At 65.5% G+C, this 16,640-nt stretch carries 10 protein-coding genes; all 10 read right to left on the reverse strand.

Annotation, left to right across the window (positions count from 1 at the left end; all coding sequences use genetic code 11):
- Positions 1-85: 85 nt before the first annotated feature.
- Positions 86-1,228 (reverse strand): DUF1648 domain-containing protein, encoded by a 1,143-nt coding sequence (locus KIH76_RS00270; protein WP_214373034.1) that lies wholly within the window; start codon positions 1,226-1,228, stop codon positions 86-88.
- 2 nt (positions 1,229-1,230) lie between these two features.
- A complete protein-coding gene (locus KIH76_RS00275; protein WP_214373033.1) occupies positions 1,231-1,677 on the reverse strand; it encodes a GntR family transcriptional regulator in 447 nt (148 codons plus the stop codon).
- A gap of 184 nt (positions 1,678-1,861) precedes the next feature.
- Positions 1,862-2,947 (reverse strand): LacI family DNA-binding transcriptional regulator, encoded by a 1,086-nt coding sequence (locus tag KIH76_RS00280; protein ID WP_219068549.1) that lies wholly within the window; start codon positions 2,945-2,947, stop codon positions 1,862-1,864.
- A gap of 178 nt (positions 2,948-3,125) precedes the next feature.
- Positions 3,126-5,939 carry an endo-beta-N-acetylglucosaminidase gene (locus KIH76_RS00285; protein ID WP_214373031.1) on the reverse strand — a complete coding sequence of 938 codons (2,814 nt, stop codon included), beginning with the start codon at positions 5,937-5,939 and terminating at the stop codon, positions 3,126-3,128.
- Between the two features lie 141 nt (positions 5,940-6,080).
- The gene (locus KIH76_RS00290) at positions 6,081-8,648 is read right to left on the reverse strand and encodes a glycoside hydrolase family 31 protein (protein ID WP_219068551.1); all 2,568 of its coding nucleotides are present in this window, start codon (positions 8,646-8,648) and stop codon (positions 6,081-6,083) included.
- Between the two features lie 80 nt (positions 8,649-8,728).
- Positions 8,729-10,024 carry a glycoside hydrolase 5 family protein gene (locus tag KIH76_RS00295; RefSeq protein WP_214373029.1) on the reverse strand — a complete coding sequence of 432 codons (1,296 nt, stop codon included), beginning with the start codon at positions 10,022-10,024 and terminating at the stop codon, positions 8,729-8,731.
- A gap of 18 nt (positions 10,025-10,042) precedes the next feature.
- A complete protein-coding gene (locus KIH76_RS00300; RefSeq protein WP_214373145.1) occupies positions 10,043-10,879 on the reverse strand; it encodes a carbohydrate ABC transporter permease in 837 nt (278 codons plus the stop codon).
- Between the two features lie 17 nt (positions 10,880-10,896).
- Entirely contained in the window at positions 10,897-11,829 is a 933-nt protein-coding gene (locus KIH76_RS00305; protein ID WP_217625321.1) for a carbohydrate ABC transporter permease, read from the reverse strand.
- A 31-nt stretch (positions 11,830-11,860) separates the two neighbouring features.
- Positions 11,861-13,132: an ABC transporter substrate-binding protein gene (locus KIH76_RS00310; RefSeq protein WP_214373028.1), complete on the reverse strand. Its 1,272-nt coding sequence runs from the start codon at positions 13,130-13,132 to the stop codon at positions 11,861-11,863.
- Positions 13,133-13,330: 198 nt separating this feature from the next.
- On the reverse strand, positions 13,331-16,435 hold the full coding sequence (locus KIH76_RS00315) for an alpha-mannosidase (RefSeq protein ID WP_219068553.1): 3,105 nt from the start codon (positions 16,433-16,435) through the stop codon (positions 13,331-13,333).
- Positions 16,436-16,640 lie beyond the last annotated feature (205 nt).

Genomic DNA, 16,640 nt, shown 5'->3' on the forward strand with positions numbered 1-16,640 from the left:
CGTCCCCCGGCCTCTGTTATGTGAAGGCCGCTCCCAACCAATCGAGGGAGCGGCCTTCACCATATGTGACGCGGCGAGCCACACGTCACATCAGGAACGGCAATAGGATGAGCGCGATCGAGATGACGACGAGCGCGATGGCCGCGAGCCAGACGACGGGGCGGGCGCAATTGACCGTCCAGCCGACGCCGAACCGCTTGGGGACCCAGATGGCCGGGTCGTCGCGGTTGACGTAGAACACGCCGCCGATCCAGTGACGGTCGTCGTCGGCCGGCATCGCGTCATCGCTCTCCGAGCCTCCATTCCCATTCGATACACCGGCGTAGAAGCGCGACCCGTTCTGCCCGCAGTACACGCTGATCACCAGTACGCCGGTCAATGCGGCCACGGCGAGCAGCATCGCGACCGTGGCGAACAGGTCGATGGCGATCGCGCCGATGGTGGCGAGCTGCACGCCCAATCCCATCCAGCCGGCCACGAGCAGGCCGATCACAAGCGTGTAGATGCTCCAGACGCGGGCGAACGTGCCGTATGCGAATCCGGTGGTGGCGGGATGGTCTGGGTCGATCGGCTTCTTCGCGGCGATGATGGCGGCGTGGGCGGCAATCATCACCACGGCCACGATGACCTGACCGGGCACGGCCATGAGGATCAGCCACGGGCTTTTGCTCGCCCAGCCGTCGATCTGCCCGGCCATGTTCTCGTGGATCGCGACCCGCTCGGGCATGGTGCCGTAGCCGAGCACACCGACCAGGACGGTGACGGCGAGCGCCGCGACGTGGAGGAGTTCCCATGTGAGGCTGATCGGTTCGGGGTTGTTGTGTTCCGCGATGATGGCGGCGCGGCGGTCGGTGTCGGTGTGCCAGTTGCGGCGGTCTGCGATGTTGCGTGTTGTGCGGCGGCAGATCTGTTGGGCGGCGAAGCCGATCACGGTGAGCATGACAGAGACGGCCGAGATCGTCCATATCGCGGGTTCGGTGCCGAATCGTTGCCAGACGGCCAGTGATATGGCGGTTGCGATGGTGCCGGTTGCGGCCATCGTCCATGAGAATCCGCGTTTGAGCCGGCGGATGGCCGGGTCGGCGTGGGCCGCGGGCGGTACGGTCACGCCGAATGCTTCGCGTCGGTCGGTGATCCACGGTATGGCCGTGAGGCTGATGGTCACCAGTATCGGCAGCAGGAATGTGGTGCCGAGTATGACGTTCATGGTGGTGTTCGCGTCGTTCATGATCATTCCCCCTGTCTGATGTCGCGCTCGCTTGATGATGTGTAGACGCGTTCGGCCTGTCGTCGTGCGGCGTCGAGGAATGCGTCAAGGCTGCCGCCGCGGGCTTTGTGGGCGAGCGCGAGCCGGTGCAGGTCGTCGTTCATGCGTTTGGTTTGTTCGTCGGTGGTGCGGGTTGTCGCGGTGTCGGCGCCGTCGGTGGTGTCGGTGGCACGTCGGTCGGCGACGCTCGCGCCGGTGCCGCGTCGCATGACGATGTATCCTTCGTCGCGCAGCAGGGCGTATGCCTTGTTGACGGTGTGCAGGTTGATGCCGAGGTCGACGGCGAGCGCGCGGACGGATGGCAGTTGGTCGCCGGGGGTGAGTTCGTCGTTGGCGATGCCGGCGATGATCTGCCGGTGCAGTTGTTCGTAGATCGGTATGTCGCTGCGTTGGTCGATGTCGATGATCATCGGCGTTGTTCCTCCCGTCTCACGCCACGCGTTCTAGTTGTTCTATATCAACTATAACATCGATGGGCGCAAGGACGCGCGAACGTCCGTATGTTCGCATGATCGAACCGGTTGCGCGAGCATACGGAGGATGCGGGACGGCATGGTTCCGGCCGCCCGCAACCCCTCTGCCGCGGCGGCGGGGTCAGCCGACCGTCCGTTCGGTGCTTTCGCGCACGATGAGCTGCGGTGTGAGGATCTTGCGGTTGCCGCTGACGCGTTCGCCGGCGAGCATCTTGAGCAGGAGCTTGGCGACCTTCGCGCCGTATTCGCCGGCGTCGCGGTGCACCGACGTGATCGACGGGTAGACCGCCTCGCAGATGAAGCTGTCCTCGAAGCTGACGATCGCGGGCAAGCCGGCCGGGTACTCCCCCGTTTCGAGCAGCCGCTTGCTCACCGCGCGCAGGCTGGCGGCGGCCAGCGTCTCGCTTTCGTAGATGAACGCGGTCGGCGGCACCGGCAGACGCAGCAGGCGCAGCGTGGTCTCGGCGGCCTTGGCCGTGTCGAATTCGGTGAATTCCACGTGGATGGATTCGAGCCGGCTGCGTTTGGCGAACGCGCGGAACGCCGTCTCGCGGTCCCGGCTGTAGTCGAGGGCCGGATCGCCGCACAGGTAGGCGATGCGGCGGTGACCGCGGTCGAGCAGGTGCCTGAGCACGCTCGTCATCGTGCCGGAGTCGTCGATCGACAGCGACGGCACCAGCCCGGACGGATCGGGGCCGCCGGCGAGCGCCGCGGTGACGCCGAGCTGGTTGAGCAGTTCGGGGCGCGGGTCGTCGGCGCGCAGGTCGACGAGGATGACGCCGTCGACGCGTTTGCGTCGCGACCAGTCGCGGTAGACGGCCAGTTCCTCGTTCAGCGACGAGCATGGACGGTAGAGCAGGCCGTATCCTTTGGCGCTGAAGGATGCGTGCAGGCCGGTCATGAAGTGGAGCATGAAGCTTTCGTCCTGCAGTCCGTCGGCGGATCGGGCGGGGGCGAAGCCGACGGTCATCGTTTTGGAGGAACCGAGTGCCTGGGCTGCGTAGACGGGGCTCCAGCCGAGTTTGGCGGCGGCCTGTTTGACCTTGCGTTTGGTTTCCTCGGATACGCCGGGGCGGTCGTTGATCGCGAACGAGACGGCGGTCTGCGAGATGCCGAGTTCGTCGGCGATGTCCTTGAGGCCGATCCGCCGTTGTTTGCCGGAGGATCGTGCGGTGCCCGCACCCTTGTCTTCGTCGTTGTTCGTCATCGTTGATCCACTTTCGCTCCCCTGTCCGACCGCATATTGACAGGATTAACTAAACCGTTTTATCTATTATACGGCAAGGGCGGCCCCGTGCAGCGCGCGAAGACCACCCTTTGCCCGTCGGGTTCGCATGCCGGAGGCGCGGGGTCGCGCGTATCCGGCATGCGCCCGGCGCATGATGTCAGAGCACGGATCCGTCCGCGCCGAGCACCTGCAGCTCGTAGATGCGGGCCGCGGTGTCGCTGCCCTGCGTCGGCTTGTCGACGACGAGCTTGACGTAGCGGGCGTCGACGGGGGCGAACGCGTCGGACGTGGTGCCGGCGGTGTTCTTCTTCACGGTCGCGACCGTGGTGAACTCCTTGCCGTCCTGGCTGACGGCGATCGAGTACGCCTGCGTGTTCATGCTGGCGTCCTCGCCGCCGGCCTGCGCGTGGGCGATGTCGATCTGGCTGACGGTCTTGACGTCGCCGAGGTCCACCGTGATCTCGTGCGGGGCCGGGCCGGTGACGCACCACTTCTTGGACGTGTCGCCGTCGACCGCGAACGCGGGCTGCTCGTTGCTGTTGGTGAAGCCGTCGGCCTCGGTGGCCTTGCCTTGCGACAGCAGAGTCAGGGAGGCGCCGGACTTGATCTTCGAGGAGACGACGATCTCTCCGGCGAGCTTGGTCGTGGCTTCGCCGCTGTCGTTTTTCGCGGTGATCTCGACGTCGTACACGCCTTCCTTGTCGTAGGTGACGGTGACCTTGTCGCCGTCGGCCTTCTCCTTGCTGGAGCCGGGCAGCGACCACGAGACGCTCTTGGTGTTCTTGGAGCTGGCGGAGGTGAACGTGACCTCGTCGCCCACGCCGATGAGCGTGCGCGAGGCGGTGGCGGCGGCCTTCGGCTTGCTGTTGTCGGGCCATTCCATGTCGGTCTTGGCGGACGTGCCCTGGTTGCCGTAGCGGTCGACGGGCACGACCTCGAACGTGGTGTTGTTCGTCTCGCCGGTGCGGGTCAGGGACGCGGCGTAGAAGTTCTCGACGTTGGAGATGCCGAGGAAGGAGCGGGACTTGTCCTCGTTGATCTTGTACACCTCGTAGGCGGCCGCGTCGCCGTCGGCCTTCCAGGACAGGCGCACGCCGGCGTAGATCGCGTCGTCGTCGAACTGCTTGTCGCCGACGGCCACCGACGTGACCTTGCCCGCCGAGGTCTTTTCGGCGCCGTCCTTGAGCGTGATGTTGCCGAGCAGCAGCTGGTAGCCGGCCTTGTCCTCGTCGCTCTTGTATGTAATGTCGAATCCGGTCATCGACTTGCCGGCGTACTTGGACACGTCGTATGTGACGGTCGTCCAGTCCTCGCCGATCTTCTTGTTCGACTTCGGCGCGACGGTCTCGCTCGTGCCGTCGGCGAACGTGAGCACGGCGTCGAGTTCGGTGGAGGCGTTTGCCTTGGCGGTCATCGACAGTTCGGTCTTGTCGGCGAGCTTGACATTGGCCGAGTACAGGCGCACGTCGGTGGAGCCGCCCTTCTTGACCACGCCGGAGAACTTGAGCGACGAGCCGCCGTACCATGCTTCGGCGTCGGAGTAGTCGGCCTTGGTCTTGTTGCCGCCCTGGTCGGAGACGGTCCAGCGGTAGGTCGGCTGGATGTCGGAGACGGAACGGTTGTTCCAGTCCATCTTCGAGATCTGCTCGCCGTCTCGGAAGAAGCTGTAGCCGGAGCCGTTGTTGAAGTTCGTGACGAACGGCAGCGACGTGATGGCCGACTGTTCGACCACGTAATTGGACACGCCCTGCCAGGCCTCGTCGCCGTCGTACGAGTCGTTCTGGCTCGGGTCGCCGGCCTTGTTGACCCACAGGCGGCTTTCGTTGGCGCGGAACGTGGTCGGGTTGCCGGCCGCCCAGTAGGCCCAGCTCGGGCAGTACAGGCCGAGCGACGTGTGCGTCTTGCCGTCGGAGCCGGCGAGCAGGTTCCACTTGACCGGCGTGTCGTAGCCGTTGGCCTGCACGTCGACGCCGGCGTACAGCGAGTACGGGTCGACGCCGATCTCGGCGGCCTTGTCGGCGGACGCCTTGAGCAGGTTCTTGTCGGCCAGCTCGTCCTCGGTCCACCAGAAGTTGAGGAACATGTCGTCGGCGACCTGGGTCTTGCCGTCGGTCATGAACATCTTGTTCTCGTCGGTGAGCGCGTTCTGCCAGTCGATCGCGCCGTCCTTGGTCATCGAATCGTAGTAGACGACGCGCAGGTCGGGCGCCTGCTCCTTCAGGTACTTGATGAACGCCTGCATCTTCTCGGCGTACTTGGCGCCGAGCGCGGTCTCGTTGTCGCCTTCGGTCTCCTGGTTGATGAACCAGCCGTCGAAGCCGTAGGTCTGGGCGACCTCGATGAGCTTGTCTGCCACGGGGAACGAGCCGTCCGCGTCCTGGGCGAGGGTCTGGTCGAGCCATTCGACCTTGCCGCCGGACACGTTCTGCGGGAAGAACACGGTGCCGAGCACGGGCACGCCGTTGGTGTGGGCCATGTCGGTGACGTCCGGGCTGGGCGGCACGATGATGCCTTCGCCGGACGAGCCGCCCCAGTAGACGAGCTGGTCGACGTACTGCCAGTAGGAGAACGTGTTGGCGTTCGCGTTGTTCAGGCCGTGGGGCGCGTTGCCGGACGTAGACGAGTTCATGATGGAGATGGCCATCACCTTGGTGTCCGTGTTCTGGGTCTTGTTGACGGCCTTGAGGTCCTTTTTGTCGACGCGCTTGGCGAGCGGCACGGTGCTCACGTTGTAGGCGAGGTCCGGGTCGTCCTTCGCGTTCCATTCGAGCAGGGTGTCGGGGAACCAGTAGGAGGATTCGGGCTGGTTCTTGAGGATGAGCTCCTCGTTCTCGTTTTCCGGCGTGACCGTGTACTTCACGCCCGACGCGCCGGACGTGGCCGAGCACGCCGCGAGCGAGGCGAGCATCGCCCCGGCGAGCGCCGCCGCCATGAATCGGCGCGACACGGCTACGAGTGTCTTCTTGTTCATCGGTTTCCTTTCTTGTCGTCGGCTCTGCTGTGCGCCGACACATCTGTGGTTCGGACGGGTCTGCCGTCCGGTTTTCGGGCATGCTTGCGCCCGGCCGACCGTCTGGCCGGCTGTTGGGGAAGAGGAAGAAACGGGACTAATTCAGCCGCGTAGCAGCACTTCCGCGAGCGCTTCGACGACGCTTTGCGGCATGTGCGAGGAGAACCATTGCGGTTCCCCGTAGTCGCCCGCGGGCATTTCGAGCGTGTGCAGCGAGGCGAGCGCGTTCGCGCCCTCGCGCCGCACGAGGTCCCAGGCGCGTTCCTTGGTGAAGTAGAGCATTTGCGCGTCCTTGAGCACGGCGAATGCGTCGCGTTCGGTCGGTTGCGGGGCGATCGCGAGCCCTCCGTCGACGACGATGCGCAGGTCGTCCGTGATCGGTACGTCGGCGATGTCGACGGTCAGGCTGAGGGTCGTCTCGTCGTATGTCGTGACACAGTCGACGTTGCGGCCGCCGATCGTCGCGGTGACGATGCCGGACAGATCGATCGTGTGATCGTCGCCGGCGACGTTGGTCGCGTGGCCGCGCGTGCGGTCGGCGGCCGGATCGGCGACGCCGCGGAACACGATGCGCCACGACCGGCGTTCGGGGATCGCTGCCCGCTCCCCCGCCGCGGCGGCGACGGTGAACGCGCCTCGCGTCCAGTCGAGCGTGAGGTCGGTGCGGGTCCAGTGGTTGGATGATCCGACGCCGCCGTCGTCCTCCCACAGTGCGAACGAGCCGTCCGCGCCGGGGAACACGAGCACGTCGAGTACGGCCGGATTGTCGGTCGAGTTGAGCGGGCCGTCGTGCACGCCGCCGTGCGTGTCGTCGGCGAGACGCTGCATCGGAATGATGCCGCCGGCTTTGGCGAACACGGGCATGCGGTCGAGGCCGCGCCACGCCTGCATCGTACGGCCGCCCTCGGGCCGGGATGCGTAGTGGCGTCCGTCGAAGAAATCGAACCAGTCGCCGTGCGGGAACCACACGTCGGCCTTGGCTCGCTGCGTCTCGCGGCTGGCGGGTTCGAGGATCGGCGAGACGATGAGTTCGGTGCCGAACCGGAATTCGGTGGGCACGTTGCCGCCCGAATACTCCCAGTACATGGGTTCGACGAGCGGTTCGCCGTCGATTGCGACGCGGCGGTTCATCGCATACAGGTACGGGATGAGCCGGTGGCGCAATCTGAGCGCGTCGGTCATGGCCGCGCGGGCTTCTGCGTGGAAATTCCACGGTTCCTTGCCGTTGAACGGCGAGTCGGTGGAGTGCAGGCGGTTGATCGGGCTGAACGTGCCGAGCTGGTACCAGCGGGCTTCCAGTTCCTCGTCGCGGTAGCCGAACATGTGGCCGCCGATGTCGTGGCTCCACCAGCCGTAGCCGATGTTGGAGGCCATGGCGGTGAAGTACGGTTGGAATTTGAGCGACTCCCACGTGACGACCGTGTCGCCGGAGAAGCCGACCGGATAGCGGTGCGAGCCGTATCCGGAGTATCGGGAGAAGGTGATCGGCCGACTGCCTCGGCGGGCCGAGTCAAGATAGTGCAGGTGGTTGAGCATCCACAGCGGGTCGAGACCCTGAACGCGCGTGACGCCGTCCTGCTGCCAGTCGATCCACCAGAAGTCGACGCCCTGGTCTTCGAGCGGGTGCAGAACCTGTTCGAAGTACGCGTTCATGAACGTGGGGTCGGCCGCGTCGAATTCGATCGCGCTGCCCTGCGCCGGATCCTTGCCGAGCGCCGTGCAGACGCGCGTATAGGATTCCTCGAACGCGCGGATGCCGTCGCGCGGGTGCAGGTTGAGCGTGGTGCGCATGCCGTGATCGTGCAGCCAGCCGAGGAAGCCGGCCGGGTCCGCGAACAGGCTGCGGTTCCAGGTGAAGCCGGTCCAGCCGGAGCCGTATTTCGGATCGACGTCGGTGACGTGCCAGTCCATGTCGATCACGGCGACGCTGAACGGCAGTCCCTCGCGTTCGAAGCGTTCGACCAGCGTACGGTATTCGGCGTCCGAATACCGGTGGTAGCGGCTCCACCAGTTGCCGAACGCCCAGCGCGGCAAGAGCGGCACGGGGCCGGTGAGCCGGTAGTAGTCGCGCAGCGCCTCGCGGATGCGGCCCGCGTGGCCGAACAGGTACAGGTCGCGCGTGGCATGCGGTTTGGCCGTGACCCATTCGCCGAACGGATTGGTTCGGCCGTTGACCTCGGGCATGGCACGCACGAGGTTGTCGGCCGAATCGTCGATGACCGCCCAGCCGTCGCCGGACAGGAGGCCCGGTTCGAGCGGTGCGGGGCCGTCGACCTGGTCGAGCGTGCGCGTGGTGCCGCCGCGGTTGGCGGACTGCGCGTCGCCGTAGCGCCACGTGCTGTGCTGCGACGGCGAGTCCTTGACGGTTACCGCGAGGCCTTCCGCGCTGAACGGCTCGCCGTTGTACGAGATGCGCAGATGCGCGGTTTCGATGTCGATCCAGCCGTCCGCGTCGCGGCGCACGTCGAAGTGCGGCACGCTGCCGAAGTCGCGGTTGACGACGGTCTGCGTGCGCTCGTCGACGAATTCGCCGCTGTCGGACCATTCGAGTCGGATCAGCGAGTCGGTGAGGATACCGATGCGCCAGCGGTCGCCCTGGACGACGCATTGGGGGTTCATACGAGGATTGCCCTTGTGCGATTCAACCGTGAACCGTGCCGCGTCGACCATGACGACCGCCTTTCCTGCTTGGGATGTGTGAGGCTTGCGGGTGCTGTGGCGCACCCGCTCGCCGCCTATTTTATTCGCCGCTATTCTCCCTTGTCGGCGAACGCTGGATCGGAGACCGCGCTGTACGCGTTGCCGGCTACGGCCTCGACGCGTTCGACGCGGGTGATGCCGCGTGCGGCGAGCTTGGCCGGGTCGTCGGCGTCCGTGGACGTGATCAGGCACGGGCGTTCGCCCTGGCGGGTCAGGTCCATCCATGCCTCGAACACGCTGCCGGCCGGGGCGAGCGCGGCGCGCAGGGTCGGGTCGCCCTGCTCGTCGACGGGGATGGCGATGGCCGTGGTGCGCGGTGCGGGGGCCGGCGCGTTCGCCTTCGCGGAGCGGATGGCGTCGCGGAACGCCTCCCCCACGTCGGTGAGCGAACCGTCCACGTCGAACAGGCCGAGTTCGTGTTCGAAGAACGGGAAGTCCGAGAACGTCTTCGGGATGCGGTGCGAGCACCACCAGGTGATGCCGTACACGTCCGGGCAGTCCTCGATGGCTTCGACCGATTCGCGGCAGAACGCGGGCGCGTCCTCGGGGGCGACCACGTTGCCGGGTGCGCCGATCTCCTGCACCCACACCGGACGGTGCGCCTCGGCGGCGAACGCCTTCGACAGTTCGACGAGCCATGCGGCGTGGTGCGTGCTTTCGAGCGACATCGGGCCGTAGTGCTGGCCGGTGCCGTTGAACACCCACGAGTGCACGGTGGTGATGTCGCCCTTTCGGGAGGCGTACTGCGGGCGGAACGCGTGGCCGTCCATGTACCACACGGCGTCGTTCTCGCTGTGCAGGATCATGCGGCCGTCCTCGTGGGCGCGGTTCTCGACCGAGCCGATGAGCCGGTCGAGCCATGCGCCGATCTGGTCGGGCGTGGCGAACATGCGGCGCGGGTGCGTGCGGTCGGTGAACTGGTTGCATTCGTTGCCGAGCGTGAGTCCGGCGAACGCCTTGACGTCGGCGAGCGCGTCGTAGATGGCCTTGACGAGGTCGCATTGGGCTTCGATGGCCGGCTCGTCGGCGAACATGCTCGCGTCATGCCAGGAGACGAGCCAGGACGGCACGAAGTCGAAGCTGGAGAGGTGTCCCTGGATGACGTCGACGTAGACGTCGAGTCCGGCTTCGCCGCCGATTTCGACCATGCGGCGCAGGTCGACGAGGGCCTTGGGGTTGATCCATGTGCGGTTCGGCTGCAGCAGCGTCCACAGCGGGAAGACGCGCACGTGGTCGGCGCCGAGGTCGGCGATCTGCTTCAGGTCTCGGCGGATGGCGTTCCAGTCGGGGTTGAGCCATGAGTAGAACCATTCGCCGGAGGGCGTGTAGTTGACTCCGAATTTCATGGTGGGTGTGCTCCGGGGTTATTCCTTGACCGATCCGGCTTCCAGGCCGTTGAAGATGTAGCGCTGGAAGACCAGGAAGAAGATCATGATCGGGATGAGGGCGACGATGGTGCCGGCGGCGACGACGCGCGGGTCGGACACGAAGGTGCCCTGCAGGCGGCTCATGCCGAGCGTGAGCGTGTAGTGCGAGTCGTCGGTGAGCACGATCAGCGGCCACAGGAAGTCGTTCCACGAGCCCATGAAGGAGAAGATGCCGACGAGTGCCATCGTGCCCTTGACCTGCGGCACGCAGATGCGCCAGAAGCGTTGCCAGATGTTCGCGCCGTCGACTTCGGCGGCTTCGATCATCTCGCGCGGGATGGCGTTGAACGCGTTCATGAACAGGAGGATGTTCATGGAGCTGACCAGGCCGGGCAGGGCCACGCCGATGAGGTTGTTCTGCAGGTCGAGGTTGCGGATGATGAGGAACTGGGAGATGAGGATCGTCTCGCCGGGCACCAGCATCGACAGGAACAGCAGGCCGACGACCAGTCCCTTGCCCTTGAATTTGAGCAGGGCGAGCGAGTAGCCGGCGAAGCATCCTGAGATGATGTTGCCGCCGATGTTCAGGGCCGCGACGATGAGCGTGTTGCACACGTAGAACAGGATCGGTAGACGCTTGAACACCTGGATGAAGTTGTCGATGGTCGGGTCGACGGGGATGAGGTACGGTGCGGCGTACATGTCGTCCTTGGGGCCCTTGAACGCGAGCGAGATCTGCCATAGCAGCGGCGCGGCGAGGAAGAGCAGCAGGGCGATGAGCACGACGATGCGCACGACCTTGCCGGGGGTGACGTGGTTGTACTTGTTTTCCATCACTGCTTTGCTTGCCATCAGTCTTCGCTCCTACGCTGGACGATCCATTCGATGCCGATGATGCAGCCGAGGACCACGAACATGACCATGCCGAGCGCGCCGGAGTAGCCGGTGCGGGCGTTGATGCCGGTGCCTTCCTGCTTGATGAGCATGGTCATCGTCAGGTCGGCGCCGCCCACGCCGCCCGAGCCGCCGGAGAGCATGTAGATCTCGCCGAAGACGCGGAACGCGGACATGGAGCTCAGGAGCATGACGAGGATCATCGTCACGCGGCAGCCGGGAAGGGTCACGTGGAAGAACTGGCGGATGCCGCCGCAGCCGTCGATGGAGGCCGCCTCGTACAGGGTGTTGTCGATGTTGGCGATGTTGGCCAAGTAGATGAGCATGTAGTAGCCCAGGCCGCTCCAGATGGTCACGGCCATGGCGCTGAACAGCAGCAGCCAGCGGTCGGTGAGGAACGGGATCGGGGTGCTGATCCACTTGAGGGCCTTGAACGTGCCGTTGAGCAGGCCGTCCTTGTCGAGGATGTTGGTCCACAGCAGGCCGACGACGACGCTGGACATGATGACCGGCGTATAGAAGGCGGTGCGGAAGAAGTTCATGATGCGGGTCTTCTCGGCGACGAGCGCGGCGAGCATGAGCGGCAGGATCACCATGAACGGGACGATGCACACCACGTACAGCGACGAGTTGAAGAACGCGGTCTGGAAACGCCGGTCGGTGAACATCGTGATGTAGTTCTGCAGTCCGACGAACTTGCCCGGCCGAAGCAGGGTGGAGTCGGTGAAGGACAGGCGGATCGTGTTGAAGAACGGCACCAGCGAGAAGGTGCAGATCCACAGGATCGGGGGCAGGACGAACAGCCAGGGGACGATGCGGCCGCTGTTGCGGGGATCGACCCCCTGCGCGGCGGGCTTGCCGCCGCGCTTCTTGGTCTTGGATTGAGCCATGATGGGGGTTCCTTACGGATTCGAGGGACGCTTAGATGCGCTCGTTGCAGTACTTGACGGTCGCGTCGAGGGCTTCCTTCGCGGTGATCTTGCCCTGCAGCGCCTGGGCGATCTCCTCGCGCAGCATGGTGGAGCAGGCGGAGGTGAACTGCGGCGGGCCCCAGATCTCGCCGTTGCGGATCTGGTCGGCGGACATGCGCATGGCCTCGGCGTCCATCGTGTCGTCGGACGGGTTGAAGAAGTCGTCGTCGATGGTGCCGGTGGAGGACGGGAACACGTTGGCCTTCTTGTCGAACGCGAGCTGGTTGTCGGAGTTGGTCACGAAGCGGGCGAACTTGATGGCCAGGTCCTGGTGCTTGCTGGTCGCGTTGACGGTGAGCATCTCCATGAACATGTTCGGCTTGGTGTTGGCGATGAAGTCGGTGATGGCGAGGTTCTCGAACACCTTGGGCGCGTTCTTGCGGATGTCGTCGACGCTGTACGCGTTGCCGTTCATGAACGCCTGGGAGCCGCCGTTGAAGCTCTTGGATTCGCCGGAGGTGGAGCTGTTGAGCATGTCGTCGGTGAACGCGCCGGCGTTGTACATGTCGATGTAGTGCTGGACGAACTCGACGCCCTTCTCGTTGTTGAACGTGAATTCGGTGTGGTCGTCGTTCATGAGCTGCACGCCGTACATGCCGAAGTCCTGGATGGACGGGATGCCGGAGGTCAGCGCGTACTTGCCGCCGCAGTTCTTGCCGAACGTGTCGGCCATGGCGAAGATGTCGTCCTGCTTGGTCGGCGGGTCGTTCGGGTCGACGGTGATGCCGCATTCCTCGAGCACGGCCTTGTTGTAGAAGGTCGGGCCGGAGTTGAGGTACCACGGGAAGCCGTAGGTGCCTTCGGCGAGGTCGGTGCCCTTGAAGGTGGCGGCGCTCCAGGCGGCCGGCAGGTAGTCCTTTTCGGCTTCGGGCGCGGCTTCGGCGAGGTTGAGCAGGATGCCGGCCTTGGCCAGCGTGTAGGCCGGTTCGGGGCCCATGTCGACCACGTCGGGCAGTTCGCCGGCGGCCGCGTCGGTGGACAGCTTGTCCTCGTAGTTGTCGGCCGGCTGGTCGACCCACTTGATGGTGACGCCCGGGTTCTCCTTCTCGAACTGGGCGATGAGGTCCTCGAAGTAGGAGGTGAACTTGTCGTTCTTGAGGTTCCAGGTCTGGAACTTCAGTTCGGTGCTGCCGCTCGACGAGCTGGTGCCGCAGGCGGCCAGACCGCCCATCATCGCGATTGCCGCGCCGAGTGCGACGGCCTTCTTGAGGGTTCCCTTCATGGGTTTCTCCTTATCTTTTTTTGGTGATGTTTCTTCGTCGAAACGTGTGGTGATGCGGGCCGGAAAAGGCCGCGTTGGGTGAAATCCGCGGCGTGCGCGCTGCGGATCGGGTTGATGGTTGAGTTATGTGGTTGGTTGGGTTGGGGTCGGCTCCGGGAAAGGGATAGGTCCCGGAGCCGAAATCTTGTGCTGTTGCCGTTAGGCGCGCGACAGGCGCAGTGTGGTCAGCTGGAACGGCTTGAGCGCGAGCCTGGCGCCTTCGGCCTGCTGCTTGCCGCCGACGAGTCCGGCGGGTTCGTCCGCGTAGGATTCGTCCTGTTCGAGCGTGTTGGTCTCGCGCACCTGCCAGCCGGACAGCGGCCCGGATGCGTGCAGCGTGGCTTCGGCCTTGGCGCCGGCGGCCTCGTAGAGGCGGACGATCACGTCGCCCGAAGCGTCGTCGGCGAGCTTGATCCAGTCGATGACCGGTGTGCCTTCCGCGGCTTCGATCGTGACCGGCGAGCCGATGGCGGGCATGTTCTCGAGCACGGGCGCGTTGATCTCGCCGGCCGCGGCGACGAGCGGCGCGATGTCGGCGCACGGCAGCACGGTCCAGTCGAACTCGTGGCGGCCGATGTCGGTGCGCGGGTCGGGCGCGGTGGGCGCGGCGACGAGCGAGAGTCGGACCATGGTGCCGGCGATCGCGCCGTCATGGTCGCGCAGCGAGCTGACGTCGGAGCCGTAGGTCGAGCCGTTGGCCACGCCGATGCCGTAGGACGAGTCGTGGATGCGCACGAAGCGGTGCGAGCAGCTTTCGAACATCGCCTCGTCGCCTTCGGTGTTCTTGACGATCGGGCGTTCGATGAGGCCGTACTGGCATTCGTACTGTGCACGGGTGGCGGTCAGGGTCATCGGCACGTCGACCTTGAGCAGCTTCTCGGGCACGTTCCAGTCGACGTCCGCGTGGAAGTCGAGCTGGCTCTTGCCCGGGCGCAGGGTGATGGTCGTGGCGATCCGGTCGGTGCGGAAGGCGTTGACGGTGCGGATCACCGCGGTGCCGTCGGCGGCGGTTTCGACCGATTCGATCTCGCCGTCCTCGAGCGGGGTGGCGCACAGGAAGGCGTCGCGTTCCACGTCCCAGGCGTCGAACACGCCGGGTTCGTCCTTGAGGATCTCGTAGCGGCCGAGCGAGGCGTCCTTGGCGACCGTTTCGCGGCCGGTCTTCAGGTCGATCATCGAGTCGATGGTGCCGTTGGCGGCGATGTGCGCGCGCAGCAGGCCGTTGTCGATCGTGACGGTGCCGTCGTCGTGGCGTTCGATCGCGACCGGCTCGCCGTTCGCGTCCACACTGGCCGGGGTCCATGCGCCGACTTCGGCGAACTGGCTGATGCGGGCGCGGGCGATGCGCGCGGCGTCAGGGTTGGCGGCGGCGATGGCCTCGATGGCCTCCTGCGCGATCTCGTGCAGGCGCTTCAGGTCGCGGGCGTAGTCCTCGCGGGCCACGCGGTGCGCCCATTCGATCGCGGAGCCGGGCAGGATGTCGTGGAACTGGTTGAGCAGCAGCGTCTTCCAGATGCGGTCGATGTCGGCCTGCGGGAACGTGTAGTCCTTGTTTTCGAGCGCGGCGAGCGTGCCGAGGTATTCGACCGAACGCAGCGCGGATTCGCTCTTGCGGCAGCCGCGCTTCATCTCCTGCTGGGAGGTGAGGGTCTTGCGGTGCAGTTCGAAGTAGAACTCGCCCTTCCAGCGCGGCATCTCGTCGCCGGCCTCGGCCTTCATCTCGGATTCGGCCTTGGCGAAGAAGTCGTCCGGCGTGCCGTATTCGACCTTCGGCATGCCTTCGAAGCTTTCGAAGCGGTGTTCGCGCATCGCCATCTCGCGGATCGGGCCGCCGCCGCCGTCGCCGTAGCCGAACAGCAGGATGCCGCGGTCGGAGGTGTCCTTGTCCTTGTAGTTGCGCTGCACGTACGCCATGTCGTGACCGGACATGTCGGAGTCGTACTTGTCGGCCGGCGGGAAGTGGGTGAAGATCTGCGAGCCGTCGACGCCCTCCCACATGAACGAGTGGTGCGGCAGGCGGGTGGTGTCGTTCCAGCACAGCTTCTGGGTGAGGAACCACGAGTAGCCGCTTCGCTTGGCGATCTGCGGCCAGGCGCCGGTGTAGCCGAAGCTGTCCGGCAGCCAGATGCCGTTCGGAGTCACGCCGAGCTTGTCCTTGAAGTAGCGCTTGCCGTAGGAGATCTGGCGGATGAGGGATTCGCCGCACGGGATGGTGCCGTCGGATTCGACCCACATGCCGCCGACCGGGATGAAGCGGCCTTCGGCGATGCGCTCCTTGACGCGTTCGAACAGGTCGGGGTGGCGTTCCTCGAGCCAGGCGAAGTGCTGGGCGGCGCTCATCACGTAGGTGAAGTTCGGGTCGATGTCCATCAGGGCGAGGGCGTTGGAGACGGTGCGGCCGACCTTGCGTTCGGTCTCGCGCACCGGCCACAGCCATGCGGAGTCGATGTGGGAGTGGCCCATCGCGGTCAGGGTCATCGCGGAGGCGTTGGCCGGGGAGGACATCACCTTGTCGAGGGCCTTGCGTGCCGGCGCGAGGGTGGCGTAGTCCTTCTCGTCCCACAGGTTGATGGAGCGCTGCATGGCCTTGGCGAGCTTCCAATAGCGCGGGTCGGCGTCGTTCATGTTCTCGAGCGAGCCGGTGATCACGTCGAGGTCGGCCCAGTAGTCGAACATGTCCTGGTCGAGCGCGGCGATGTCGATGGAGCTGAACTCGTAGCGTTCGTCGGCCTTGCCGGTGGGCTTGGTGCCCAGTTCGGTGACGGTGAACGAGGGGACGTTCGGGTTGTACGCGCCTTCGACGTAGATGACGAAGGAGCCGTCCGGGTTGACGACGCGGTCGCGCGTGCCGTCGGCCTTGACCAGCGGCATCCAGTGGTTGCGCGGGTGGAGGGCCTTGATGACGGTGCCGTCGGCGCGGTAGGCCAGCGCCTCGATGTGGCCGCCGACCGGCCATTCGAGCCAGCCGAGGTTGAACACCAGTTCGATGGCGCGGCCTGCGGGCAGGTCGACCGGCAGCTGGCCTTCGACGCGCATCCAGGTGGTGCCCCACGAGGTGCCCCACGGCTCGCCGACGGCGAGCGGCTTGAAGTCGACCTGTCCGGACACGGCGCGGGTGATGAAGTCGGCGGGCATCTCCGGCTCGCCCGGGTTCATGACCGCGCCGACGGCGCACTGCGCCAGCGTCTGGTGGATATGCGGCCAGACGCGCTCGCGCATGACGCGCTTGCAGCGGTCGATCTCACGATTGACTTTCAGCAGCATGGCTCTCCTCTGTTGTGATATCTGCTCTTCGCTGAGACTAAAGCGATTTAGTGGACCGCCGTGGTCCATCGCCGGTTACTAAAGCGATTTAGTTAGAGGATAACACGATACTCGCATGTTTGCAAACCAGTTCCCCGCATGTCGCCATACGGCGTGTCGCCGCAAGAAGGCCCACGCATACGCTGAGGGCTCCCCTCTGGTTCGA

The sequence above is a fragment of the Bifidobacterium simiiventris genome, from assembly GCF_019331715.1.
Classification (GTDB): domain Bacteria; phylum Actinomycetota; class Actinomycetes; order Actinomycetales; family Bifidobacteriaceae; genus Bifidobacterium; species Bifidobacterium simiiventris.